A 25532-nucleotide genomic window follows, 5' to 3' on the forward strand; every position below is an offset into this window, starting at 1 on the left:
GTTCCTCCTTTTGGTCGGGGCGATGCGGTTATCGATTCGATCCAACTACAGCGAGAATGCCACGGAGAAACTATCGCGGTCTATATCACAAAACTATCAATTTGTATTACAATGGACGAAAATCGGGTGTTGCGGGGTCGGAAGAGGAGGAACGTCCGTCATGCGGATCGGAGAATTGCTCAATCAAGCCCAGAGGTCGACGTTCATTGGGCGCAAGACCGAGCTGGAGGCGCTGGATCGGCTGCAGGAAGCGGATCATCGATCCTGGAAGATCTTGAATTTGCACGGATTGAGCGGCATCGGCAAGACGACGGTACTGCGCATGTTCGCCGAAAGGACCTCGATCGGGCGCTGCCTCTACGTTCCCGGACACGACGGGCATCCTTCTCCCGCAGCCTTCGTTCAATGCCTCCTTCGCGAACTCGAGCCGGCCGATCGCGTCCTCTTCGAGCAAGGGGAGAGAAGCCAAGCCGATCTGATCCAGGAGCTGAACGGGAGTCTTATGCGCAGGGCGGAGGAAGCGGGCGGTATTGTCGTGCTGCTGGACGAGTTCGAGCAGTGGGTCGGAATCGAAGGCTGGATCAGGGAGGAGTGGATTCCTTCGCTCAGCCCGTCGGTTAAGCTGTGCATTGTCACCCGGAACGCGCTCGGAGCGGAGTGGAGCAAAGGCGGCTGGAACCGGTTGATCGACCGATTGGAGATGAAGCCGTTCACGACCGCGGAAGTGAGGGGATTTGCCGAAAAGCACGGCTTGACCGAACCCGAGAGCGTGCGCGTTCTGTACCGTCTGTCGGGCGGGATTCCCCTGTCCTTGTCCATTGCTTGCGACAGAATGCTGAAACAGGCCGTTCACGGTGCCGAAATCAGTCTTTTCGACGGGGAGACGCCGAACGGATTGCCGCTGGAGTGGCTGGGGGAGCTGCTCATCGAACCTTACTATGAACTGTTGGAGGCCGCATGCGTCGTATGGCGGTTCGATCAGGAGATTCTGGAGGCGATCGTTCGCCGCCCGCTGTCCGTCCCGGTTTTCCGGGAGTTCTGCAACTTGCCGTTCGTCGCGTGGCATCGCGATCATTGGAGAATACACGATCTGGTCCGCAAATGGGGAGTGGACGATCTCCAGCGCCGCAAGCCCGGCCAGTATGCCGAATATCGCGCCCGCGCGCTGCAAGTCGTTCAGCGAAGGGAGAGCGGCGATACCCTTCGCTCGTCCGAATGGACCTTCGACAAGCTGGCCTTGCACGAGGACGAGTTCATTCGTCAGCTTTGTTTTCAATGGGACGGGGAGACGGTCATACGGGAATGCGCCTTCTCCGATATGGAGCGGGCGGAGCGGCTGTATCATTCCTTCCACCGCCGCTTCTATCGGGCCGACTCCTCGGAGGACAGGCACGCGGCGGAGCTGCTAAGGCCGCTCTGGGAAGCGGACCCTTCCTCCTTCGTCGGAATGTGGAGGGACGGCCGGATGGTCGCTTTCTGCGCCGTCATTCCTCTCCACAGCAAGACCGTCGCCGTTCTTAAGCGCAGCCCGATTACGGCGCCTCTGGCGTCCCGCTGCGAAGAGGAGCAGGTCCGATACGCCATCCCGTTCGCGGGAATGGATACCGACGTGGAATACGAGATCAGCGGCATTCTCGCCAGAAGTCTGCTGATCCTTCTGAACCTGCAAGCGCGAATCGTGAATCTGCTGGCGGAATCCCACTGGATGCCTTACTTGCGGCTGATGGGATACGAACGCGCGGCTTGGGCCGACGGAGCAGCCGGGGACGGCACGATCTATCGGGCCTATCAGATCGATCTGCGAGACGATTCCCTGTCGGCCCGCATCGACCGGCTGCTGAGCGGATTGTCGCGTTCGGATGCGGATCGGGAACTCCCGAGCGGAGCCCGAGTGCCGACTTCCCCCGAAGAGACCGTTCGCCTCCTGAAGCCGATTCTTAAGCGCTTCGACAGGCTCCCTTACGAGCCGGCGCTGGGCGCGGAACTCTCCGGCTGGTACGAGGCTGCCGTACACTCCGGAGAAGGGGCGGGCTTGGCCTTGCGGCAAGATCTTCTGCGGGAGATCGAGCGGATGGAGACGGAGCGGGAAGAAGAAGCCGTCTACGGGAAAATCCTGAAATTGGCCTACGTTCGCAAAGTCGGCACGCACGAGACGATCGCGGAGCGGCTCAACTTGTCGGTGCCGACTTACTATCGGTATTTGAGCGTCGCGACGCGGAAGCTGGCTCTTCGGATGTGGCAATTAAAGAACGGCTCCGGGCCTTAGGGAGCTGGGAGAAACGAAGCTGCGATGTTGAAAACAGGGAGGAACATGCGAAACATGAAGTATAAAACAGTAGGAAAGACGGGCATTCAAGTATCGGAGCTATGCTTCGGCACGATGTCTTTCGGCGGCAATGCCGACCGGGAGACGTCCAAGAAGCTGTTCCATCGCTGCCTGGACAAGGGCATCAACTTCTTCGACAGCGCGAACGTCTACAGCGGCGGCGTGGCGGAAGAGATTCTCGGCGAATTGATCGCGGGCAGGCGGGACGAAGTGGTCATTACCTCCAAGGCGGGCTTCCCGTTCGGAACCGACCTGAACGCCCGCGGTTCCTCGCGCCGGCATCTGTTCCTGTCGGTGGAGCAGAGCTTGAAGCGGCTTAATACGGATCGAATCGAGTTTTATTTCATCCATACGTTCGACCCGCTGACGCCGATCGAGGAGACGGTCCGCGCCCTGGACGATTTGCGCCGGCAGGGCAAGATCCTCTACCCGGCCGTCAGCAACTGGGCGGCTTGGCAGATCGCCAAGGCGCTCGGCGTCTCCGCGAAGGAAGGTCTGGCCGGCTTCGAGCTGATCCAGCCGATGTACAATCTCGTCAAGCGTCAGGCCGAAGTCGAGATTCTGCCGCTGGCGGAGTCGGAGAAGCTGGGCGTCATCAGCTACAGCCCGCTCGGGGGCGGGCTGCTGACCGGCAAATACGGCGTAGGCAAGCGGCCGGAGACCGGCAGGCTGGTGGAGCAAACCAACTATACGAAACGTTACGAGAACGAAAACTATTATGCGATCGCGGACCGTTTCTCCGCTTACGCGCGCGAGCGCGGCATCCATCCGGCTACGCTTGCGGTGGCATGGACGCTCAGTCACCCTGCGATTACGGCGCCGATCATCGGAGCGCGAAACATCGAGCAGTTGGAGCCGTCTCTCGCTGCGGTGGACTTGGAATTCACCGAGGAATGGCGCAAGGAGATTACGGCGCTGTCGATCGACCCTCCGCTGGCGACCGATCGCAGCGAGGAAGCCGGACGCTGATCGCGAGGAAGGAGACGGCAGCATGTTCGCCAAAGAAATCTATACCGGCACGAAGGAAGACAATTACGGGACGTTGACGCGCCAACTGGAGCATCTCGTCGCGGATGAGCCGAACCGCGTCGCCAATCTGGCCAACGCCTCGGCTCTGCTGAACCAATTTCTCGATGAGATCAATTGGGTCGGGTTTTACTTGCTGGAGGAAGAGAAGGAGGAACTGGTGCTTGGTCCGTTCCAGGGATTGCCCGCGTGCATCCGCATCCCTCTCGGCAAGGGCGTGTGCGGCACGGCGGCGCAGCAGGGGGAGACGGTCGTCGTCGACAACGTGCACGAGTTTCCCGGCCACATCGCCTGCGACGCCGCTTCGAACTCGGAGATCGTTCTTCCTCTGCGCGATCGGGAGAGACGGCTGATTGGCGTGCTGGATATCGACAGCCCCCGCTTCGCCCGTTTCGATGCAGACGACGTTCGCGGCTTGACCGGGTTCGTCGAAGCGCTCGGCAGCCATCTGTAACGGACCGGAGCTTTCCGCCCGCGAATGCCAAAAGAGGCTTTCCGCACTCATCTTCCGATGATGCGCGGAAAGCCTCTTCAATGTTGTTACAGTGGACGAGCCGCTTCTTCGTCCGGACCGGCCTCTTCGGCGACGGCCGGATCGGAGACGGCGGGCGTCTCTTCGACTTTTGCCGGTTCCTTCACGATCCGGTCCACGATGGCCGGGACGAGCAGCGTCAAGACATAAGCGAACGTCATCCATACCGCATAAGCGTGATGCTGTCCTTCGGTGAACGAGGAGAACACCGAGCCTCTGTGCCAAATGACGAACGCGTTCAGCAGCAGCCCGATAACTGCGGCCGCGTAGCCGAACCGGGCGGCGGAGCCGCGCTCCTTGACGAGTCTCAGCCTGACGATCAAGGCCAGGCCGATCAGCAGCAGCAGCGACAGCATTTCGAGCAGGAACAAGGAGGTTCCGAAATAAGCTTCCCCGACTTCAAGCAGCACCCAGTCTCCGAACAAAAGGAAGAAGAGGGTAGGCACGGCCCATACTGCCAAACCGAGTCCCGCAATGATTAGTCCCTGCCGCATGGTCATCTATCCTTTCGCAAGTCGTATGGTCGGTCGTCTGCCCTATATTCGACAAAGCCGGGCAGAATCCTTCCCAGCTCCCGTTTCACGATTGACTCATCCGAAACGGAAGCCGTCAGCCCGAATCGGCTCAAGGCACCAGGCTGCGAAGCACGGTCATCGAGCCGTCCAGCGTATAGCCGCCCAGATTGGCCGGCAGCAGGAAGCAGTCTCCGGCTTTGGCGTCGACGAGGCCGCTCTCCCAGCCAATCGTGCCGCTGCCTTCGCAGACGATCACGATGACGAAGCTGTCCGGCGTCGTGGACAGCGACCACGGTCCGCGCACGATGCCTTTGTCCGTCTTGAAATACGGCGACTTCGCCAGCGTCAGCCACTCTCCCGGCACGGCGGAGGATGTATCCATCCGCTCGGCGCCCGCGCCTTCGTAGGCCGTAACGTTCAGCGAGTCTTCGATATGCAGCTCGCGCGGCTTGCCGTCCAGACCCGGACGGTCGTAGTCGTACAGCCGGTACGTCGTGTCCGAGTTTTGCTGAATTTCCGCCACGACGACGCCCGCGCACAGCGCATGCACCGTGCCGGCCGGAATGTAGAACGTGTCTCCCGCCTTGACGGACACCTCCTGCAAGCAGTCCATGATCCGGTTTTCCTCGATCGCCTTGGCCATCGCTTCCCGGTCTACGCCCGGCTTCAGGCCGTAAATGATTTTTGCGTCCGGCTTGGCGTCCAGCACGTACCACATTTCCGTCTTGCCCAGCTCGCCTTGCGGCAGCTTCTCGTAAGTATCGTTCGGGTGAACCTGGATCGACAAGTCGTCGTTGCAGTCGAGCAGCTTGATCAGCAAGGGGAAGCGCCCGTTGCCGGAAGCGCCCTTCGAGCCGAACCAGCTCTCGCCGACCGCCTCGCGGATTTCGTCCAGCCCTTTGCCCGCGAACGCGCCGTTCGTGACGTGCGATACGCCGTTCGGGTGATCGGCGATCATCCAGCCTTCGCCGATCGCGCCTGCAGGAACGTCGAAGCCGAACTTCTCCAGCGCGCGGCCTCCCCATACTCTTTCTTTGAATTCCGGTTTAAAATGCAGCGGATAAGGTTGTACGCTCATTGTGTTATAGCCTCCTAATAGATGAATGTTACCGTTTGTTCAATGCGATGAGATAGGGCGAACCCGGCTTCTGGGGAAAACGGTAGACGACCGCTTGCGCGACCGTCTGCGGAAGCTCCGCCGCCCAAGCTTCGACGGCGTCGGCCTCTTCCTTGCCGCCCTCGTGGCCGGGATAGACGACGGCGGTCAGCGCACCGCCGCCGCGCAGCAGCCGGACGGCCGCTTGCAGGGCGGCCAGCGTCGTGCCGGGCAGCGTAATCAAGGGGGACGATGCGCCGGGCAAGTAGCCGAGGTTGAACATGACGGCGGCTACGCGGCCGTGCAGATCGGCCGGGAGCGCGGCTTCCATCGTCTCGTGACCGGCCAGCACGAGCTCTGCCGGAGCCAGCTTCCCGGCATCCGGATCGTCCGCCAGCCTGCGCCGCGTGCTCTCCAGCGCCTCCTCCTGCACGTCGAAGGCGAACACGCGGCCCCTCGGTCCGACCGTCCGGGCCAGAAACAGCGTATCCGAGCCGTTGCCGGCGGTCGCGTCCACGACGCAGTCGCCCGGCCCAGCCCGCTCCTTCACCCAGCGCTGCGCTTGACTGAGTACAGACAGGAAACCCATCAGCTCCGTCCCCTTTCCCCATAAATCCCGATCACGCCTTCCAAGCTTTGCCCTGCCAGCTGTTGCGGCGGACGAGCTCGCCGTCGATGGCGTTCAGCACTTCCCATTTGCGCAGGCTCCACATCGGCCCGATCAGCAGGTCGCGCGGCGCGTCGCCCGTCAGCCGGTGAACGACCATGTCCGGCGGGAGCATCTCCAGCGAGTCGACGACAAGCGATATGTATTCGTCCATGTCGAGAAACCGCAGCAGGCCTTCCTTCCACTGGCGAACCATCGGCGTCTTGCGCATCAGATGGAGCAGATGAATTTTGATGCCCTGCACGTCCATGTTCGCCACGGCGCCGACGGTGTCCAGCATCATCTCGCGCGTCTCTCCCGGCAAGCCGTGGATAATATGCGCGCAGACGCGGATGCCCCGTTCCCGCAGCCTCCGCACGGCATCGACGAAGCACGCCGTGTCGTGCGCGCGATTAATGAGCTGTGAGGTCGATTCGTGAATCGTCTGCAGGCCCATCTCGACCCATAAATACGTGCGTTCGTTCAGCTCGGCCAAATAATCGACGACGTCGTCCGGCAAGCAGTCCGGACGGGTGGCGATCGATAAGCCGACGACGCCGGGCTGCTCCAGAACGACTTCGTAGTATTCCCGCAGCGTCTCCACCGGGGCATAGGTGTTCGTATAAGCCTGGAAGTAGCCGATATACTTCGCTTCGGGCCACTTCAGATGCTGGCGGTCGCGGATCTTGTTGAACTGGGAGACGAGATCGTCGCGCCGGCTGCCGGCGAAGTCTCCCGAGCCTCTCGTGCTGCAGAACGTGCAGCCGCCGGCGGCGATGCTGCCGTCCCGGTTCGGGCAAGTGAACCCGGCATCGAGCATCACCTTGAAAATTTTCGTTCCGAACGTCTCGCGCATTTCGTAGTTCCACGTATGGAATCTTTTGTCCGTCCAAAGCAAGGGTGTGCGTTGGTCCGTTTCGTCCGTAGTCATCGTTGCATCCGTCCTTAACAGAAGTCGGTATTATTGTAGCGAATATCGTACCAAATTGCGAGAGGACCCGTAGACGGGAACGTGTATTCATTCCGAATTCCGATGAATCGCCCGAGATTGCATCCCAAACGAACATCGATTTTTGGGCGGAAATCGTCAGCTTTAAACTTGCAATACCTAACATGGTGTGTTATATTAAAAGTGCGACAAATCAATGAAAAAACCTGACATCACACCATTTTCTCAAGCTCAATTCATGTCGATTCCATATTCCGGGCAAGCTAAGGCAACTTAAAACATCCATTGGAGAGGTGAAGGCAATGAACACAAGCGTACGGATTCCTCAAGGGGACGATACGGTAAAAGTCGAATTGACGGTGAAAGAAGTTTTGGCGCTGGCAGGAGCTAAGTTTCCCAATAACCATAGCATCGAGATTTCGGCCAGGAAGAAACTGAATCACGTGATCGAGGATCACTACCTCGAGGAAAACAAGCAAACGCACTAACGGATCAAGAATGCGCAATCAAAGGGCTAATTCCTATAAAATGGGGATTGGCCTTTTTTGTTATGTCCAGAGAAGATACAGGAATTGAGCGTTGTGCAAATTCGTCCGGTTGTATAAAATCAATAATGATAATCATTATCAATATTGGTCGTGTAACGCTCCGCTTAGTCCGCGCGACTGTGCACGGCAATTCTCATAACGGGATGGAAGTGATCCGGCATGGCCTTACATAACGAATCAGCGATTCTGGCTTCGGCTCCCGACATAGGCCGCTTGTCCGTTCTGCAGGACGGGGAGCTCGGGCTGGACCGCGCGGAGAGGCACGCGGGCGCGAACGAGCCTTGGAGCTATCGTTCCCCTCGTCTGTCGTCCCGTCTGCTCCTGGTGGCGGCCAGAGGACAAGTCGAAATTCGTTCGCGAGAGAACGTGGAGCTGCTGACCGAAGGAGCGGCCGCCTTCGTCGAGCAGGGACGCTCGGTCGATATTTCGCTGCGATCGGGCGGGGCTTACGAGATCTATCTGTTCCACATGACCGCCGATTCGGAACGGAAAGCGCAAGCAGGCGCCGGCCAAGGCTCCGAAGGGTTCGGCTGCCTGAGCTGGCCGTCGCTCGAGCATGACGCCATCGCAGCGCTGTGCGAGAAAATATGCGCGCGCTCCCGCGGAGAAACGGCGCTCGAACGGCTGGGCTGCCGCGCGGCTCTTCAGGAATTAATCTATACGATGCTGCGCAGCGAGGGCAGTCCCGAGACGGACACGACCGTCGTCGCCGTCGAACGCACGAAGCGATACATCGACGAGCATTACGCGCAGCGACTGACGATCGACCGGCTGTGCCGAATGGCGAGATTAAACCCCAAGTATTATATGGAGCTGTTCAAGAAGCTGTACGGCATAAGCCCGATCGCCTACCTGAACAGACGCCGCATGGCCGCCGCCCGCGTCTTGCTGCTGATCCCGGGCGCAAGCGTGCGGGAAGTATCCAGGCGCGTCGGCTTCAGCGACGAATACTATTTCAGCCGGAAATTCAAGCAGTACGCGGGCATGGCCCTTCGGTCTTCGGCCGCGGCAGGAAGCTGCGGGTCGCTTCCTACAACTATCCCGTCACGGGGCAATTGATGGCGCTGGGGGTAGATCCGTGCGCGGCCGCCTTCAGTCCCGAATGGGCAAGTCAGTCTCCCGGCCCGCGTTACGACGCGATCTCGCTGCGTCTGACCGACGATTCGCACAATCGCGAGCAGCTCTGGGAAGCGAACCTGGGTCTTCTGCAGGACGCGGAGCCGGATTTGATTATCGGCACGGGTTATATCCATTCCTGGGAATCGGACCGTCTGCGGCATATTGCCGCCACGCATATCGTCGATTGGTGCGAGACCGGGTGGCGCGAGCAGCTGCTGGACATTGCCGCATGGGTCGGACGGGAGCCGGAGGCCCGGCAATGGCTGTCCGAATACGGACGCAAGGCTGCGGCCGTTCGCGAACGCGTGGCGCGCAGCGTCCGCGACGAGACGATCCTTGCGCTGCTGGTCATGGAGACGGACTATCTCGTGTACGGCAGCCGGAACCTGGCCGACGTGCTGTACGGCGATCTGGGGCTGCGTTCGCCGCTTCCGTTCGAGGACATCGCCTCCGTCGCTCCCGATCGGCTGGCCGAATTCGATGCCGATCGGATCATCGTCACGGTCGGAGATTACGAGGCGGCCGAGAAGATGTGGGACGCGCTGCAAAGCACGGACCATTGGCAGCGGCTGAAAGCCGTTCGCTCCGGCCGAGTCTATCGCGTGCCCCTTGCTCCGTGGTTCGAATACTCCGCGTTGGCCCACGACTGCATACTTAATGGGATATCCGCTCTCCTGGCCGATGAATCTCCATCTCAAGTGCCGATTATTGTCCATGGCAACGCATAAATGGGACGCCCTATAATTCGGATGAGAACGATTATCAATCGGGAAGAGGGAATGGTTTTGAAAAGCTTGGGGAAGCAATCCGCATTACTGATAGCCGTATTACTGCTTGTTTTGACGATGGCGGCATGCTCGTCCGATACAAACAACGCGCCGGCAGCGCCGTCCGCATCCGCGGCAACGCCCGCCGCTTCGGCTTTGCCAGCGCCGGAAACGCCTTCGGCTTCGCCGACGGAAGAGGCGCGCACGGTTACCGACGAGACCGGCAAGGAGCTGGTCATTCCAACCGAGCCGAAGCGAATTATCGCCACCGGCATGGAGGACTACTTGGCCGCTCTCGAGGTGAAGCCTGTCGTCCGTTACCAGTACGCGTATCTGGACGACTATTTTCCCGACGTGCCGAAGCTTCACTTCGATCCCGGTCTGACTCCGGAAGTCGCGCTTAGCTACGAGCCCGATCTGATCGTGTTCGGATACCCGCCGGACGATTCCGTGTATAACTCCTTCTCCAAGGTGGCTCCGACGTTCGTCTACACGAACGTATGGACGCCGGAAGCCGATTGGCGCCAGATGCTCGTCCGCTTCGGCGAGCTGCTCGGCCGCAAGGATACCGCGGAGAGCAAGCTGGAGCAGTACGAGGCCAAGCTGGCGGAGGCGAGAGACACGCTCAAGGCCGAGCTGGGCGAGGAGCCTGTGGGGGTCATGCTCTACATCGGCAAATCGATCTGGGTCATGGGCAAGGACAAGAAGGACCTGCTCGCCGATCTCGGCTTTAAGCCGTCGAATCTGGAGAAGAAGTACGGTTCCGAGCAAATCTCGCTGGAGATGATGCCGGAGCTCGCCGACGCAGACTTCATCGTGCTGGAGACGGACGAGAGCGATACGCAGGAGGATCAGAAGAAGGCGGTCGAAGATTTGAAGAGCAGCAAGCTGTGGGCCGATCTGCCCGCCGTCAAGCAGGACCGCGTACTCGTGAGCTCGACGGAAATCTGGCGGGGCAACGGCTATATCAGCAACAGCGTCGCCTTGGATCAAGTGATCGGGTTCTTCAACCAATAGAGCGGTACATCCGCGAAGCAAAGGGCTGTAACGGCTGCCGAAAGGCGAGCTGTTGCGGCCCTTTGCGCTTTGACGGGGCATTGCCAAAAAAGGCGGGCGATTGACCGCTTGACAGTCCGCTTAGTTGGATATATAGTTAATTACATCAGTAACTAACCGAATAACATGGTGGTGAGAAAATGTCATTTCCGATGGACGACAGCCGCCCCATCTTCGTACAGATCGCGGAACGGATTGAGAACGACATTTTGGAGGGAAATCTGCCGGAAGAGTCCCAGGTGCCCTCGATCAATCAGTTCGCGGCCTTCTATCAGATCAATCCGGCGACGGCTTTGAAAGGGATCAACCTGCTCGTGGATCAAGGAATTTTGTATAAAAAGCGAGGGATCGGGATGTTTGTGGCGACGGGAGTGCGGGACATTATTGTCGGCAAGCGCAAAGAACAATTTTACGAACAGTATGTCGTGTCGATGGTCAAGGAAGCGGAGAAGCTGGGCATCACGGCGGATCAGTTGACGGACATGATCAAGAGAGGGGCGAAGGAGCAATGACGAAGATCGTAGAAGTAAGCGGGTTGTCGAAGCATTACGGCAAGGTGAAGGCGGTGGACAACGTCAGCTTTACGCTCGAGGAAGGGAAAATCTACGGGCTGCTCGGAAGGAACGGGGCGGGCAAGACGACGATCATGCACATGCTGACGGCGCAAATCTTCAAGACGTCCGGAGAGCTGAAGGTGTTCGGGGAAGAGCCTTACGAGAACGAAAAGGTGCTGAACCGCATCTGCTTCATTAAAGAGAGTCAGAAGTATCCGGAGACGTTCCGGGTGAAGGACGTGCTGAACGTAAGTCCGCTGTTCTTTCCCAATTGGGATAAAGAGCTCGCGATGGCGCTCGTCGAGGATTTCCGGCTTCCGCTCAAGCGCAGGATGAAGAAGCTGTCCAGAGGGATGCTCTCCGCCGTCGGCATCGTTGTCGGCCTGGCGAGCAGAGCGCCGCTGACGATTTTCGACGAGCCGTATCTCGGTCTGGATGCGGTCGCGAGAAATCTGTTCTACGACAGGTTGCTGCAGGATTACGCCGAATATCCGCGCACGATTGTGTTATCCACCCATCTGATCGACGAGGTCAGCCAACTGCTGGAGCACGTTCTCGTCATCGACGGGGGCAAGCTGCTGCTCGACGAGGAAGCGGAGACGCTCAGGGGCAACGCGTCCAACGTCGTCGGAGCGGCTTCCAAGGTGGAAGATTTCCTGGCGGGAAAAAGGATCATTCATCGCGCTCCGTTCGGCGGCCTGATGTCGGCGACGGTGCTCGGACAGCTAAGCGCGCAAGAACGGATGCGGGCGACCGAGCTGGGGCTGGAGATCGGCCCGGTATCGCTGCAGCAGATGGTTGTCCATATGACCGGAGGAAACGGGAATAGCGAGGAGGCGGCGCAATGAGCAGAGTAACGGGAATTGTTAAGACGCATCTGACCGACAGATTGTCATGGCTGATGCTTCCCTGGATTATCCTGGGGTCGAGCTTCGCGGTGAATGTCATTATCGGAAGCCTGATCGACGAGGAGATCAAGACGGGCGGCCTGGCTTCCATCTTCATCTACATGATGGTGATCGGCATCGTCAGCGTAGGGCAGACGTATCCGTTCCTCATCAGCTTCGGCGCCCGCAGAAAGGACTACTTCCTGGGAACGTCCGCGACGATCGCGCTTGTCAGCGTCGGTACGGCGATCGCACTGCTTCTGGTCGGCTACGTGGAGAGGGCGACGGATTACTGGGGAATCGGATTGCACTTCTTCAACGTTCCCTATCTTACCGACGGTTCGCTGCTGTCGCAGTTCTGGATTTTCTTCATCATCATGATGAATTTGTTCTTCTGCGGCTTCGCAATCGGGGCAGTCTATCGCAAAGTGGGACGCAACGGACTGTTCGGCGTGTTCATTGTGCTGGGGCTCGCGCTTACCGTCGCGTTCTACCTGACTACCTATTTCGATAAGTGGGGGCAGGTGCTGGATTGGGTCGTGGGCATTTCTGTGCTTGAACTGGCGAACGGGCTTCTCGTTCTGACACTGGTTTACGTCGCCGCATCCTACGGTCTGCTTCGCAAAGCGACCGCGTAAGACAAAGGGGCATTCCGCCGAAAGGATGGCGGAATGCCCCTTGTTCATCGATGAGCCGCGTGGAAAGCGAGCGAGCAATTCGGATCCAGCGAACGGATGAAGCGAATGACGGATGCTTGCTCCATGCGGCTTACTGTACAGACCATCATTTTTCCTCTGCCGGTTTCTTCGTTATCCAAGAGAATGACTTCTTTGCCGTATCGGCTTCGCAGCGCCTCGCGAATTTCTTCGCCCGACTCGCTCGTAATCCATACCATCCGCGTCAGCGAGAAGCCGCTTAGCGCGAAGTCGGAGCAGCGATACGCGAGCAGGAAGGCAATGACCGAATACATCGCTTCATCCCATCCGAAGACAAAACCTCCCGCGAACAGGACGGAACCGTTGAAGATCCAGTAGCTTCTGCGAATGCGGCCCGGGGTCTTCGCCTCCGAGGTCATTGCCAGGCCGTCCGCGGCGTCGAGGAAGCCTCCGAAACGCAGCACGATGCCGATTCCGATGCCCAGCGCGACGCCGCCGGCGGCCGTCGAGGCCAGCGTATGATCCAGCGCCGCCGGAGCGGGATGGAGGAAGAACGCGCTGAGAGACAAGATGGACAGCCCTGCAAACGTCAATAGACGGGTGTGGGCATCCAATTTGCGATACCGAAACAAGAGGAAGGGCAAGTTAAGCAGGAACAGGAACAATCCGAGACGCATTTCCGACAAATACGAGAAGATGGCGGACGCGCCGGTCATTCCTCCGATGATCATGTTGTGCGGGACTAGAAACAGCTCCAAACCGGCCGCGGATAGAATCGATCCGAACGTTACCCATGCAAGCCGGACGGAGATGCGCATGTTGGCCATGTTGGCATTCACCCTTTCCATCCGATATGAAGTTGAGCGCTGGAAGGCGGCAGTTCAAATAAACTTCCGCGAGAACGCTGAAGCCTGGAAGGGAATGTCTACATACGGACGTAAGTGGAGGTAAACTTGAGAGGCATCAATAGAAGCTTGCGCAGACCGGGCAAGTGGACGGGAAGGGAAACGGTCTTGGAAGCCGGAACGATATAAGTGGAATAAGCATGAAGGCTGAAATGGAAAATAAGCAGCAGCAGCGCGGTAATGAGCGCCTTGCTGTTCAGCGATGCGGACGCGCGCTTGGTCACTTTGACGCTGTTCGGCACGTCGTGCGCGAGAGAGGAGCTTTGGGACGTCAGGAAGTTGTCGCCGATCGACACGGTCGGCATGCAGAGCAGAACGAAAGCGGCAAGCAGGAAGAGGACGAACGACTTGTTGCGAAACGGCTGTATCGTCGCGGTCATTCCCGTTCCTCCTTTCGTTATCCGGTACTCTTATGATACCATACGAAATGCGATATCCTCAATTCAACCGGGGCAAGGAGAGTACAAGCGAAGATGAAGATTTATCGCAGGGCGTACCTATGGGCTCTGTTGGCCGTTCTTTTATTTATTGCCGTCAGTTGGCTTGTTATGGAGGAGAGAGCGACTTCCTTCGATTCAGAAGTGATCCGGATTGTCCAAGGCTGGGAGTCCGCGCCGGCGACCCGAATCGCCCTGACGCTGAGCCAGATCGGTTCGACGGGAGGCGTCACCGTTCTCGTCGTCGCGATCGGAGCGCTGCTCGCCGCGGTGCTCGGACATCGCAAAGAATTGCTGCTGCTCGTCTTCTCCGTCAGCGGAGCCGCGCTGTTTAATCTGCTGCTCAAGGGCGTTTTTCAGAGGGAGAGGCCGAATTTGTATCGCTTGGCGGAGGAGACGGGCTTCAGCTTCCCGAGCGGGCATTCGATGGCTGCGTTCGCTCTTTACGGGGTTCTGGCGTACTTGCTGTGGAGACATATCGGGAGTAAACGGGGAAGGCTCGCGTTGATTGCGCTGGCCTCGCTGCTCGTGCTCTCCATCGGGCTAAGCCGGATTTACCTCGGCGTTCATTACCCGAGCGACGTGCTGGCCGGCTACTTGGCGAGCATGGTCTGGCTGGGGCTCGGCATCGAGCTGTTTCGCGGCTGGATTCGCAAGCCCTCGCGATGATAACCTTAAAGAAGGAATGCTGGCCGCCCCGACGGGACTGCCGCATTCCTTCTTCATTGATTCGACTATTCGACGACGATGAAGCCGGTCATCGCGTCATGCCCTTGTCCGCATTGGATCGAGCAGTGGAACTCGTAGCTGCCCGCTTCGTCCAGCTTGATTTCTTTCGTTTCGTTGTTTTTGAGCGTCACGTTGAGGTCGCTGATCTCGATGCCGTGCGCTCCCTGCGTATTTTGCAGCGTAAGCTTGAGCGTGTCCCCCGCCTTGACGCGGATTTCAGCCGGCTCGAACTTCCAGTTGGTGGCCTTGATCGTGACTTCGTTCGTTGCTCCTCCTCCGCCCGCCGGGGTCGTCGGACTGACGGTCGGGGATGGAGAGGCTTCGTTCTTGCCGGTGTTGCCGCCGCATGCCCCGAGCGCGAATAGCGCCGCAAGCGCGATAAGAGCAATGATTCGTCGAGTCGTGTTCATGGGTGCGAATGGACCTCCTTAATGAATCCTTTTTCGTTAATATACCCCGATTGCTCCCTTTACAACCGGCGGCAGTTTGGTCACAATAGAATTCATTGAACGCTAAGCGGCCTAATCGGCGGCAGGAGGAAACGGAACAGATGAGACTTCGCGGCAGGAAAAGCATGAAGGAAGATTTGGAGCGCCAGACGGATTTGATCGTATTCGAGCCTCGCAAGCTTAAGGGGCGGTGGAACGAGTTCTTCGGCAACGACCGTCCGATCCACATCGAATGCGGCATGGGCAAAGGCCAATTCATCAGCCGGTGGAGCGCGAACAATCCGGACATTAACTATATCGGCATGGATATGTACGACGAGCTGCTCAGCCGCGCGAGCGAGAAGGCGAGAGCGCTGTGGAAGGGCGAGCGCGAATCCGACACCGTGCCGAATTTGGCCCTCGTCAGAGGGAACGTCGAATTTCTGGAGGAGATGTTCGAGGAAGGCGAATTGGAGCGCATTTATTTGAATTTCAGCGATCCTTGGCCGAAGTCGAAGCATGGCAAACGCCGGTTGACTCACCCGCGTTTCCTGGCGAAGTATAAGCGCGTGCTGAGCGAGATCGGGGAAATTCACTTCAAGACGGATTCCCTCAGCCTGTTCGAGTTTTCGCTGAACAGCTTCTCGGACGTCGAGCTGCAGATGCGCAACATCTCGCTCGATCTGCACAGGAACGGCATTCGCGAAGACCTGGTGCTGACGGAGTACGAAGCCAAGTTCGTCGGGCAAGGAAAGCCGATCTACCGCCTGGAGGCGGTCGTGGGCGACAAGGTCCGCGAAGAGCACCGCCGCCGCGTTGCGGACGAGCTGGAGAAGCAGCTCAGCCGGGGCTCGACCAAAGATTTCGAATCGGAAGACGAATAAGTCGCAGATTGTAAAAGGGACCGTCCTTGTAAGTCATGCAACATAAATCATCGAGATAAAAGAGGGGTATGTATCTCCTGGAGAGCGAAGCGCCTGCCTCATACGGTCATGAAATTACCCTGTCACGGGTTAAGCGATTCCTGATTTCATGGCCGTATAAGCAGCGTAAGGAGATACATACCCCGGTACTTATTCCATCGATGATTCTATTGTTGCCTTTTGACGACTTACAGGGCGGTCCCTTTTTATATCCAGATGGACAGAAGAAATGCGGTCGAGGCTCCGAGGAGCGCGCCCACGGCCGTGTCGCTCGGGAAATGCAGGCCGAAGTAGACGCGGGACAGCGCCACGCCGATCCCGATCGGCAGCAGCATCGGAATGAGCAGCGGCTGGGCCATCATCCACGGCGTCAGCATGGCGAATGCGGCCGTCGTGTGCCCGGAAGGGAAAGAAGGGTCCTTCAGCGGACGGCGGTTCGTATTGGCTTGCGGGAATACCTGGTAGGGACGAAGACGGGGGGCGCTTCTCTTGGCGATTGCGACGGGAATATGGCTGAGGACGACGGAGGCAAGCGCGAGCCGCCCCGCTTCGTTCCACGGCTCGGGAGCGAACAAGGCGGCCAGCAGGGACAGGCTTAAGCTGAAGGTCGCTCCCGCTAACAGCGACAGCGTATGAAACAACCAGTTCAAGGTGGATCGATTCCAGCGGATGTTGACGTATAGAAACAAAGGACGTTCGACTTCCTGGAGCATGCGGTAAATCCGGCTCATGAACTCCATCTCCTTCGGTGCGGAATGTCTGATCCTCTTTCAGCATACAATGCGATTGTCACGGCAGTATTAAGTCGGTTTTCGTTTTACAATCCGGCGCGTTGGGTAAACTTTCAATGGAGAGATTCGCCTTCCTGTCGAAAAATGTCTTGTTTTGGCAGCAACATTCGATCTCTTCCTGACGTTAACTTTTTTAATCGCTGGCATAGGTCTCCGGATAGAAAAAACGAGGAAATCGATGAAATCAGAGGCTGGGGAGGAGCAAATGCTTTTGCGCTTGGGGCTTGTCCGGCGCCATTCCCTCATCTCGGGCCAGGGCCGCCTAAACGGCGCTCATCCGGTTTTGACAAAAGGAAGCAAAGGCAAGAAAATCAAGATTACCTCTTCTGGAGGATAACACGGCAGGACGGGAGGAGCAAGGTCAGGAGAGCATCGACTGCAACGCCTACACACAAACAAAGAGAGAATAAAGAGAAAAAAAGAAAAAAGGGATCTAGGGGGTACAATTGAATATGTTCAACAACGTTCTTCTGGTCATTCAAGCTATTGCTGCGGCCATTGGCGTGTATCAGATCATTCTGTCCTTTTTCGGTTGGTACCGGAGGAAAGAGCGGATCACGCACAAGCCGACCAAGTCGTTCGCGCTCATCGTCGCCGCGCATAACGAAGAGGCGGTCGTCGGGGCATTGATCGAGAATTTGCTGAAAATGGACTATCCGCGCGAGCTGTTCGATATTTTCGTCATCTGCGACAACTGCACGGATGGGACGGCGGATATCGTACGCGGCTACGAAGGCGTGTACGCCTGCGAAAGAACGAATCCGAACGAGCGGGGCAAAGGATTCGCCATCGAGTGGATGCTTAAGGAATTGTGGAAAAATCCCCGCCAATACGATGCGATCGTCATGTTCGACGCCGACAATCTGGTCGCGACGAACTTCCTGCAATATATGAACGAGGATCTGTGCAACGGGTACCGCGTCGTCCAAGGTTATCTGGATACGAAGAATCCGCACGATTCCTGGATCAGCGCCGCCAACGGCATTACCTACTGGTTCTGCAATCGGCTGTGGCAGCTGCCGCGCTTTAACCTGAAGCTGTCCAATTTCCTTGGCGGAACGGGCATGTGCTTCGAGACGAAGCTGCTTAAAGAGATGGGATGGGGAGCGACCAGTCTCGTCGAAGACCTGGAGTTCACCGTTCGCTGCATTCAAAGAGGCATCTATCCGAAATTCAACTACGACGCGCGCGTCTACGACGAGAAGCCGATTACGTTCCGGGCGTCCGCCCGCCAGCGCCTGCGCTGGATGCAAGGACACTTCGACGTATCGCGCCGTTACATGTTCCCGCTGCTGTGGCAGGGAATCCGCACGGGCAGCATCGTCAAGATCGATGCCGCGCTGTACATTTTCAACGCGTTTATTTACTTGATCGGCTTTCTCGTGACGCTGGCGCTCTGGTTCGACATGATGCTCCCGGGCGACCCGAATCTGACCTCGATCTATTCGAAAATGCCGCTCGGGCTGTCGCTGACGATCGTGCTGTACGGTTACCTGCAATGTCCGATCGCGATGCTGATGGAGAAAGTCAACTGGAGAATGTACTTGAAGCTGCTGCTGTTCCCGGTATTCTTCCTCTCCTGGTGGCCGATCGCGTTCTACGCGTTCTTCACGCAGAACAACAAGACGTGGAGCCATACGAAGCATACGCGCGTGATCCGTCTGGAAGAAGTGCAGGGTAAGCAGATGTAACGACGCGGCTGCGGCACGCCCTTGAACATGCCGCCTTGAATTTGCGCGAGCTTCTGTTGACATTCCGCGCAAGCCGTGTTAAAGTGGTCGATGTGACTGTTTATGAAAATTAATCAGCACGCGCAAGCAGAAGCGCCCGCTTCTCACCCGATCGGCTATGGCTGACGGGTCAGCGTAGCCGACGAACGGATAGTGCGGCGGAGACTTCGGTTTCCCGGCACGAACGTTAACGTGAGGACTGGAATGCGGGCCGAATGCGGCTCGCATTTTTTTGTTTGTGCAAACCTTAAGTTCGGTAGACTATTTCGGAGGTGGAACATTATTAGCAAGGATCATCAAATCAACGAGGAAATCCGGGCGAAAGAAGTCAGGTTGGTCGGCTCCGAAGGCGAGCAACTGGGGATCAAACCTTTCCGTGAAGCGATGCAGATGGCCATTGACGCGAATCTTGACCTAGTCAACGTAGCGCCGCAGGCGAAACCGCCGGTGTGCCGCATTATGGACTACGGCAAGTTCCGTTATGAGCAGCAGAAGAAGGAAAAGGAAGCTCGGAAGAATCAGAAAATCGTCGACCTCAAAGAAGTTTGGTTTCGTGCGAACATCGAGGAACACGACTACCAGACGAAGTTTCGCAACGTTGTGAAATTTTTGAAAGACGGCGACAAGGTGAAATGCTCCGTGCGGTTCCGCGGTCGCGAAATTACGCATGCCAGGCTCGGCCAGAAGATCCTGGAGCGGGTGGCCAACGAAGTTACCGACATTTGTATCGTTGAACGCATGCCTAAGCTGGAAGGCCGCAGCATGATTATGATTCTGGCGCCGAAACCCCACTGACAGGAGGATATATTCCATGCCTAAGATGAAAACTCACAGCAGCTTGAAAGACCGTTTCAAAGTAACCGGAACGGGCAAAGTCAAACGCTTCAAAGCGTACAAAAACCACTTGCTGTCCCACAAGTCCGGACGCCAGAAGCGCGTTCTGGGCACGCAGCCGCTGGTTGCCCAAGGCGACGTTCGCCGCATGCAGCAACAAATCGCTAACTTGAAATAATACAGGATTGAGCGATTAAGTTCGGTTTTCAGCCCGGCTGAATTCAAGATTCGACGTCGAATCCGCTTCAGGATATCGCTTCGTGATCAAAATCGGACTTTTGAACCTCATATCGAACACTTCCGGGAGGTAATGAATCATGGCAAGAGTCAAAGGCGGATTCGTCACGCGCCGTCGTCGCAATAGAATGTTGAAGTTGGCTAAAGGTTACTGGGGCGCGAAGCACCGCCTCTTTAAGAAAGCTAAAGAGCAAGTCATGAAATCCTTGATGTACGCATACCGCGACCGTCGTCAGACGAAGCGGAACTTCCGCAAACTGTGGATCGTGCGTATCAATGCAGCAGCTCGTCAGAACGGCCTGAGCTACAGCAAACTGATGCACGGCCTGAAATTGGCCGGCATCGAAGTAAACCGTAAAATGCTTGCCGACCTGGCCGTGAACGACATCAGCGCGTTCAACTCGCTGGCCGGCGCAGCCAAAGAGAAAATCAACGCGTAATTTCCGCGTACGTCGACAGGCCCCGGGCTACCGGGGCTTGTTTTCGTTGTGTGCCTACTTCTCCGCGTCCGGAGAGGGGAGGGCGATCGCGCGGTTGCAACAAGGAGGGTTGATCGGTTTGACATCGGGAGTTATCGCTTCGGAATCCTCTTCCTTCCGTTATCGCCTAACGATTTTGCTTCTGGCCGTCGTCGTGGGCGGGATGAGCCAAGGGCTGCTTCTGCCGCTGCTGTCGATCATGCTGGAGCAATCCGGGGTTTCTTCGGATGCGAACGGGATGAACTCGGCGGCGCTGTACATCGGGGTTTTCTGCACCATGTTCTTCATCGAGAGGCCGGTGATGCGCTACGGCTATCGCAACGTCATCGTCGCCGGCATCGCAGTCGTGTCGGTGGCCGGGCTGCTGTTTCCGCTGGTCGATTCGCTGGCCGTCTGGTTCGTCCTGCGGCTGCTGGTGGGAGCCGGGGACAGCGCGCTTCACTACACGACCCAGCTGTGGATCGTCAGCTCAAGTCCTGCACAAGCGAGAGGCAAGTATATTTCCTTCTACGGCATGGCCTACGGAATCGGGTTTAGCCTAGGGCCGCTAGGGATTAATCTGCTGCCGCTCGGCAGAGCTGTGCCGTTCCTTGTCACGGGGGGCGATCTTCATCGTTGTGCTGCTGCTCGTGCTGCGGCTGGACAACGAATTTCCCGAGCGGAACAAAAGGGAGGCGGCGCAGGGCAACCGGTTCATGATTACCTACCGGGCTGCCTGGTTCGTGCTGATCCCGGGACTGCTGTACGGATTAATGGAGGCTTCCATGAACAGCAGCTTCCCGCTGTACGGCTTGCGGATCGGACTGGAGGGACACTGGATATCGCTGCTGCTATTGGCGTTCGGCGTGGGTTCGCTTGTGCTGCAGCTTCCGCTTGGCATGCTCAGCGACAGAATCGGGCGCAAGCCGGTGCTGATCGTCTGCGGACTGACGGGTGCTTTCGCGTTCCTGGCGATTCCGGCGGCGGGAAGCCAAGTCGCGGCGCTGTTCCTGCTGTTCGCCCTTGCGGGAGGAGTGGTCGGCTCGTTCTATACGCTCGGCCTCGCTTATGCGGCGGATATTTTGCCCCGGCCCATGCTGCCGACGGCGAACGTGATCGCTTCGATTCATTTCAGTGTCGGCAGTATGTTAGGCCCGGCGCTTGGCGGATTCGGCATACGCTACGTATCCGTTCACAGCATATTTCTCATTCTGGGGGCCGCGTTTCTCGTATTCTCTTTGCTGGGTTTCGTATTCCGTCCGGGAAGAAGCCAAGGCCCGGCCGAGCAAGGCGGGGTGCCTTGACAGCCGGGCCTCGGTGCGAGGGTGAGCGTTATTTCTTTACAGCTTCCAAATCCGGTACAGAATGACCGCCGCTTCCGCGCGGGTCAGCGCATCTTTGGGCGCGATTTTGCCGTTCTTGCCGTTGATGACGCCGGCCTTCACGAGAGCCTCCGCGCTAGTTTTCGCGTCGCCGGTCATACTCGCCGCGTCGGAGAACGCGTCCAGGCTTCCGCCTGCCTCCAGAGGTTTGCCCGCTGCTTCCAGCGCGCGTCTCGTCAGCACGATCATGTCCTGCCGGGAGAGGCTGCCGTTCGCGTTCGCTCCGCCGCCGTTGTTCAGGTCGTCTGCGTTCGGCAGCTCCAGCGTCTTGACGAGAAGCGCGACGAAGTCCGCTCTGGATACGGAGGATGCCGGAGAGAAGCGATTGCCTTCCTCGCCTTGCACGATTTCTCGGGATGCCATGACTTCGATTGCCTGTTTAGCCCATGGCACGTTTCGTACATCTTCGAAAGTTGCGAATACGAATGCTGCTGCATAAGTGCTGAAGTGGCTCGTTCGGAACACGACGGTTCCCGTTGCCGCGTCGTAACGTCCGTTCGGGATCGCCGTCGTCCGACCTTCTCCGTCGATATACCATACGACGATTCGCTCTGGATTTAGACGCTCCTCCGCCGTCGGCGTATACGGAACGGATACCGTAACGTTTGCCCCGGAGCCCCACGCCACCTCTTCGCCGTTTGCCGTCAGGCTGAGTTCGATCAACGGGTGATTGCCGATCCGCTCGCGAGTCGCGGCATCGAGCTTATCTCTGGAGCCTTCGGCAACGCGAACGGACACGTGCTCCGTGTCTACGCCCGCGCCGGACAGCAACCCGCCGGGAAGTTGAAGCGTTGCGTAAGGCGTCTGCACCGACAGCAGGAAGTTGTCCTCACTCTGCAAGATTCGGGTCGGCAATTGCGCTTCATAGGTTGTAGTGTCTGCTTGTTTCGTCAGCTCGATGACGATGTGTTTGGCGCCGTTCGCGGCTGGAACCGCCTGTTCGAGCGCCTTCTTCAAGCTGTCGTAGGAGACAGCGGCAATTGCGCGACCGTTCTCATTCTTGATTTCGGGTTTGATCCTGCCGTTTTCGGCCCCCATCGAAGGAGTGCCGCCGCCATTATTGCCTCCGCCGTTGTCGACTTTACCGACGAGCGTCAGTACTCCGAACACGGAAGGGTCCATATAGCCCGTGCCGGTCGTATCGTTCCAAGCGGCTACGCTCTGACGGGCGCCGTCCTTCGCGTCGTTGATCTGGGCGTCGAACCCGAGCTTGACGTCGTTGCCCGGCGTGATCGTCTTAAACGGGATCTTCATCTCGACCGTATAATTCGTTCCCGATACTTGAACGGCCGACTCGAAGCCGTCTCCGAGTCCGGGCGGATTAAACGAAGTTTCGTTGTCGAAGTTGATTCTGAACTGTCCGTCGTCGCTCTGATAGAACGACGTCTTGCCGTTGTTCTCGTCCAGGAACACTTCGACGGAATCCTGCTCCCATACGTTCGCGTTCGACTTGTCGAGCTGCGCGTCGCTGACCCGGATCAGGACGTACAGATGCCTGTCGTCCCAGAGCGCCTTGGCCGTTCCGGTCGCTCCGTGCCAAGCCGTCTGGTACCGGCTGATCGGCATTTCCGGCGCCAGGCTCCAAATCTGGTCCGCCGCACCGTCGATCTTCGGCGTACCGAAACGGGCAATCGATTGATTTGCATCCGTCGACTCGGGCTCATGCTCCGCAATGAAAGCTTCCGGATCGATAACGCCGTAGTAAGCCGGCTTCGCCTGCAGGTTCTTATCGAACAGCAGCGGATTGGAAGAGGCTCGCCAACTCGTGTTATCGTCCAAGCCCCAGAAAGTTACGCGCTTGATGTCCGAGGCATGAGCTTTGAACAGCTCGAACAGCCGGGCGTACAAGTACCCTTGGGCGTTGGCCAGCCTCTCGGATAGCTCGTAGTTGCTGCCCGCCTGAACGTCCAGCTCGGTAATGCTTACCTCCACGCCAAGAGAAATGAATTTCTCCAAAGACAGCTTCACGTTTTCCGGGTTCGTATTAACGTTGTAATGTCCCTGCATGCCGACGCCGTCGATCAGCAGTTTGTCGGGATTGTCCAACGCGTACCGGTCGTTGATGTCTTTGACCATATTGTAGATGGCCTGCGCCTTATTCTGGTTATCCTCGTTGTAATCGTTGTAATACAGCTTGATATCCCACTCCGGATGTTCGTCCAGCACTTCCCTCGCCGCCAGGAACGCCTGCTCCACGTAGTCCGGCCCGATGGCGCGGTACCATGGAGTTTGCCGCAAGGACGCCTGCCAGTCCGCGGGCTCCGGCGGATTGTCGTTCATTGCTTCGTTGACGACGTCCCAGGAAATGACCCTGTCGCCGAAATGCTCCATGACAGTGCGGATATGAGTCCGCAAGTTGTCGAGCGCCTCTTCCCGGCTCAGCGGGTTGCCGTCTGCCGTATTCATCCACGGAGGAGATTGCTGATGCCAGACCAGCACGTGTCCGTGCATCTGCATCCCTTCCTCCAGCACCTTATCGACTAGCGCATCCGCCGTCTCGAAAGTAAAGTTGCCCTTCGAAGGCTGCAAGGCGTCCGGCTTCATCGCGTTGCCGGCGGTCGCTGCGTTGTGGTGCATCTTCAGCAGCTCCAGACGGACGCCCTCGAGATCCTCCGCGGAGATCGCGTTGCCGATCAGGAAGCTTTCCTGGTAAGCGTCTTTGATCGGAGTCAAGTCTTTCTGAATTTCGCTCGGTCCGGAACCTGTGGGCTCGAAACCGATATCGTCGATATAAAAGGAGGCCGTGGCATTATTCGAGCTTTCTAAGTAGATCGTCAAAAATTCGCTGCTCACGTTGTTGTAACGGTAGCTTCCTTCGAACTGGACCCAGCCGTCCGCGGCATTGATTGTTTTGGCCGACAGCTGCACGTAATTGGCGCTGCTTCCGTCGCCGACCTGCGTGGACAGCTGAAGCTGGGAGCTGGCGGGCTCGATCAGCTTCACCCAAGCCGTCACCTTGTACTCGCGGCCTTTGTCCACGTACTTCTCCACACGAAGCGCCGGTCCGTGCCAAGTGCCGGTCCTGCCTTCCACCTTCAAGGCGTAGGAGCCGCCCTCCGTATGGTTCGCCTCGTCGGTGACGGTCAGCGTCTCCGTCCCGGCCCTGCCCGCAAAGCCGCCAGCGGTTTCATCTTCGAACGTTATCGCGGCGAACTCCAAAGCCGGCGGTCTCGGATTTTCTTCCTCTTCTCCCGGGGCCGTCTTCTCCGTAATGCGTATATCCCCGATGTAAAAAGGAACCGACGCGCCGTTATCATTGGATTGAACACGCAAGGCCCTGTCCTTGCTCGTATCGACGGTGAATTCCCGCGTCAGGGAGAAGGCCGCTCCTGCGACCAGGTCCGCGCCTGCCAGCCAGCCGTAGCTGTCGACGGTTTGTAAATACGCCTGCGCGCCCGCAGGTACGGTCTCGTTCTCGTCGATGTACCCGCTGACGGTTACCGTGTAGGTTTTGCCGTTTTCCAGACCGATGTCGCCGAAGCCGAAGTCCGCCGCGTCCCAGTTGTTCGCTCTGTTGCTCACATACAAAGCCGCGCCGTCGTCGTTCCCGTCGAATGCTTTCCCTGTGACCGGCGTCAAGCTGGCTCCCCCGGCCTGCGCTGCCGCTCCGGCGCCTTCGGCGAACGTTTCATGGTAGATCGTCGTATCCGCCGCCGCTTCGCCGCCGTCGGCTCTCGCAACCGGGGCAAGCCATCCCGACGGTACGAGCAGCGCGGACGCAAGCAGCAGATGGGCGAATTTCCTGAATTTTTTAACCATTCATCACATTCCCCTCCAAAGTGATATGGCGAAATCACTAAAGCGCTTACACAATAATTGGAAAACCCTCCTTTCCTAAGCAAGATTATAGCGACTTCCGAAAACGCGGTTTACCCGGGGAACTTAACATCGTACTGCATTTTTTAAAGAAGTGGGCGGAAAACGGGGGTAAGAGAAGGAAGAAACGGAAGCAAGGGGGGCGGAAGGGAGAGTCGGAGTGGGATTGGAGACGAAAGTGCGGC

General features: G+C 58.0%; 26 protein-coding genes and 1 pseudogene. 18 read left to right on the forward strand and 9 right to left on the reverse strand.

The window, feature by feature from the left end; translation table 11 throughout:
• Positions 1-160 precede the first annotated feature (160 nt).
• From B0G52_RS14380 to B0G52_RS14390, 3 genes are read left to right on the forward strand one after another with little or no spacing between them, the layout of a single operon-like run.
• The gene (locus B0G52_RS14380) at positions 161-2266 is read left to right on the forward strand and encodes an ATP-binding protein (RefSeq protein WP_158223713.1); all 2106 of its coding nucleotides are present in this window, start codon (positions 161-163) and stop codon (positions 2264-2266) included.
• Between the two features lie 54 nt (positions 2267-2320).
• Positions 2321-3295, forward strand: coding sequence for an aldo/keto reductase (locus B0G52_RS14385; RefSeq protein ID WP_094045417.1), 975 nt, complete (start codon positions 2321-2323; stop codon positions 3293-3295).
• A gap of 22 nt (positions 3296-3317) precedes the next feature.
• Positions 3318-3806 (forward strand): GAF domain-containing protein, encoded by a 489-nt coding sequence (locus tag B0G52_RS14390; RefSeq protein WP_094045419.1) that lies wholly within the window; start codon positions 3318-3320, stop codon positions 3804-3806.
• A gap of 86 nt (positions 3807-3892) precedes the next feature.
• On the opposite strand, the gene B0G52_RS14395 is transcribed toward B0G52_RS14390, so the two are convergent.
• The 4 genes from B0G52_RS14395 to mnmL all read right to left on the reverse strand — a co-directional run bounded on the left by B0G52_RS14395 (position 3893) and on the right by mnmL (position 7072).
• Positions 3893-4378, reverse strand: a complete 486-nt coding sequence (locus B0G52_RS14395) for a hypothetical protein (protein WP_094045421.1) — start codon at positions 4376-4378, stop codon at positions 3893-3895.
• A gap of 130 nt (positions 4379-4508) precedes the next feature.
• Entirely contained in the window at positions 4509-5477 is a 969-nt protein-coding gene (locus B0G52_RS14400) for a type I phosphomannose isomerase catalytic subunit (protein ID WP_094045423.1), read from the reverse strand.
• A 28-nt stretch (positions 5478-5505) separates the two neighbouring features.
• Positions 5506-6084 (reverse strand): tRNA 5-(aminomethyl)-2-thiouridylate-methyltransferase MnmM, encoded by a 579-nt coding sequence (gene mnmM / locus B0G52_RS14405; RefSeq protein ID WP_094045425.1) that lies wholly within the window; start codon positions 6082-6084, stop codon positions 5506-5508.
• Between the two features lie 31 nt (positions 6085-6115).
• Complete coding sequence (gene mnmL, locus B0G52_RS14410) at positions 6116-7072, reverse strand: tRNA modification radical SAM protein MnmL/YtqA (RefSeq protein WP_094045427.1); 957 nt, start codon at positions 7070-7072, stop codon at positions 6116-6118.
• Positions 7073-7392: 320 nt separating this feature from the next.
• Between mnmL and B0G52_RS14415 the strand changes: the two genes are divergently transcribed.
• The 7 genes from B0G52_RS14415 (at position 7393) to B0G52_RS14445 (ending at position 12659) form a co-directional block, all read left to right on the forward strand.
• Positions 7393-7578: a hypothetical protein gene (locus tag B0G52_RS14415; protein WP_094045429.1), complete on the forward strand. Its 186-nt coding sequence runs from the start codon at positions 7393-7395 to the stop codon at positions 7576-7578.
• 219 nt (positions 7579-7797) lie between these two features.
• Complete coding sequence (locus B0G52_RS14420; protein WP_094045431.1) at positions 7798-8697, forward strand: helix-turn-helix transcriptional regulator; 900 nt, start codon at positions 7798-7800, stop codon at positions 8695-8697.
• Positions 8697-9485 (forward strand): ABC transporter substrate-binding protein, encoded by a 789-nt coding sequence (locus tag B0G52_RS14425; RefSeq protein ID WP_094045433.1) that lies wholly within the window; start codon positions 8697-8699, stop codon positions 9483-9485. Before B0G52_RS14420 ends, B0G52_RS14425 begins: the two co-directional genes overlap by 1 nt.
• A gap of 57 nt (positions 9486-9542) precedes the next feature.
• Positions 9543-10541, forward strand: coding sequence for an ABC transporter substrate-binding protein (locus B0G52_RS14430; RefSeq protein WP_158223714.1), 999 nt, complete (start codon positions 9543-9545; stop codon positions 10539-10541).
• A 179-nt stretch (positions 10542-10720) separates the two neighbouring features.
• Positions 10721-11092 (forward strand): GntR family transcriptional regulator, encoded by a 372-nt coding sequence (locus B0G52_RS14435; RefSeq protein WP_094045437.1) that lies wholly within the window; start codon positions 10721-10723, stop codon positions 11090-11092.
• Entirely contained in the window at positions 11089-11982 is an 894-nt protein-coding gene (locus tag B0G52_RS14440; RefSeq protein ID WP_094045439.1) for an ABC transporter ATP-binding protein, read from the forward strand. The genes B0G52_RS14435 and B0G52_RS14440 overlap by 4 nt, the downstream gene beginning before the upstream one ends.
• A complete protein-coding gene (locus B0G52_RS14445) occupies positions 11979-12659 on the forward strand; it encodes a hypothetical protein (RefSeq protein WP_094045441.1) in 681 nt (226 codons plus the stop codon). The genes B0G52_RS14440 and B0G52_RS14445 overlap by 4 nt, the downstream gene beginning before the upstream one ends.
• Positions 12660-12703: 44 nt before the next feature.
• Here the strand turns inward: B0G52_RS14445 and B0G52_RS14450 are convergent, their stop codons facing one another.
• Positions 12704-13504 (reverse strand): YitT family protein, encoded by an 801-nt coding sequence (locus B0G52_RS14450; protein ID WP_158223715.1) that lies wholly within the window; start codon positions 13502-13504, stop codon positions 12704-12706.
• 98 nt (positions 13505-13602) lie between these two features.
• The gene (locus tag B0G52_RS14455; RefSeq protein WP_094045445.1) at positions 13603-13962 is read right to left on the reverse strand and encodes a hypothetical protein; all 360 of its coding nucleotides are present in this window, start codon (positions 13960-13962) and stop codon (positions 13603-13605) included.
• Between the two features lie 93 nt (positions 13963-14055).
• Here B0G52_RS14455 and B0G52_RS14460 point away from each other — a divergent pair, with 93 nt between their 5' ends.
• Positions 14056-14688 carry a phosphatase PAP2 family protein gene (locus B0G52_RS14460; protein ID WP_094045447.1) on the forward strand — a complete coding sequence of 211 codons (633 nt, stop codon included), beginning with the start codon at positions 14056-14058 and terminating at the stop codon, positions 14686-14688.
• A 65-nt stretch (positions 14689-14753) separates the two neighbouring features.
• Here B0G52_RS14460 and B0G52_RS14465 read toward each other — a convergent pair whose 3' ends face one another.
• Entirely contained in the window at positions 14754-15158 is a 405-nt protein-coding gene (locus tag B0G52_RS14465) for a cupredoxin domain-containing protein (protein ID WP_094045449.1), read from the reverse strand.
• Positions 15159-15298: 140 nt separating this feature from the next.
• Here B0G52_RS14465 and trmB point away from each other — a divergent pair, with 140 nt between their 5' ends.
• Positions 15299-16060 carry a tRNA (guanosine(46)-N7)-methyltransferase TrmB gene (gene trmB, locus B0G52_RS14470; protein WP_094045451.1) on the forward strand — a complete coding sequence of 254 codons (762 nt, stop codon included), beginning with the start codon at positions 15299-15301 and terminating at the stop codon, positions 16058-16060.
• A 245-nt stretch (positions 16061-16305) separates the two neighbouring features.
• Here trmB and B0G52_RS14475 read toward each other — a convergent pair whose 3' ends face one another.
• Positions 16306-16830, reverse strand: a complete 525-nt coding sequence (locus B0G52_RS14475) for a phosphatase PAP2 family protein (protein WP_094045453.1) — start codon at positions 16828-16830, stop codon at positions 16306-16308.
• Between the two features lie 512 nt (positions 16831-17342).
• Here B0G52_RS14475 and B0G52_RS14485 point away from each other — a divergent pair.
• The 6 genes and pseudogenes from B0G52_RS14485 to B0G52_RS36625 all read left to right on the forward strand — a co-directional run bounded on the left by B0G52_RS14485 (position 17343) and on the right by B0G52_RS36625 (position 21453).
• Positions 17343-18581 carry a glycosyltransferase family 2 protein gene (locus tag B0G52_RS14485; protein WP_094045457.1) on the forward strand — a complete coding sequence of 413 codons (1239 nt, stop codon included), beginning with the start codon at positions 17343-17345 and terminating at the stop codon, positions 18579-18581.
• Between the two features lie 243 nt (positions 18582-18824).
• Complete coding sequence (infC, locus tag B0G52_RS14490; protein ID WP_094045459.1) at positions 18825-19415, forward strand: translation initiation factor IF-3; 591 nt, start codon at positions 18825-18827, stop codon at positions 19413-19415.
• 16 nt (positions 19416-19431) lie between these two features.
• Positions 19432-19632, forward strand: coding sequence for a 50S ribosomal protein L35 (rpmI, locus tag B0G52_RS14495; protein WP_094045461.1), 201 nt, complete (start codon positions 19432-19434; stop codon positions 19630-19632).
• Positions 19633-19771: 139 nt separating this feature from the next.
• Positions 19772-20131: a 50S ribosomal protein L20 gene (gene rplT, locus B0G52_RS14500; protein ID WP_094045463.1), complete on the forward strand. Its 360-nt coding sequence runs from the start codon at positions 19772-19774 to the stop codon at positions 20129-20131.
• A 202-nt stretch (positions 20132-20333) separates the two neighbouring features.
• Positions 20334-20675: pseudogene (locus B0G52_RS36620) on the forward strand (MFS transporter); the annotation flags it as partial.
• Positions 20676-20760: 85 nt separating this feature from the next.
• Positions 20761-21453: an MFS transporter gene (locus B0G52_RS36625; protein WP_369827057.1), complete on the forward strand. Its 693-nt coding sequence runs from the start codon at positions 20761-20763 to the stop codon at positions 21451-21453.
• A gap of 36 nt (positions 21454-21489) precedes the next feature.
• Here B0G52_RS36625 and B0G52_RS14510 read toward each other — a convergent pair whose 3' ends face one another.
• On the reverse strand, positions 21490-25290 hold the full coding sequence (locus B0G52_RS14510) for a glycoside hydrolase family 10 protein (protein ID WP_094045465.1): 3801 nt from the start codon (positions 25288-25290) through the stop codon (positions 21490-21492).
• Positions 25291-25532: the final 242 nt, after the last annotated feature.

This window comes from Cohnella sp. SGD-V74, from assembly GCF_003001675.1.
Lineage (GTDB): Bacteria > Bacillota > Bacilli > Paenibacillales > Paenibacillaceae > Cohnella.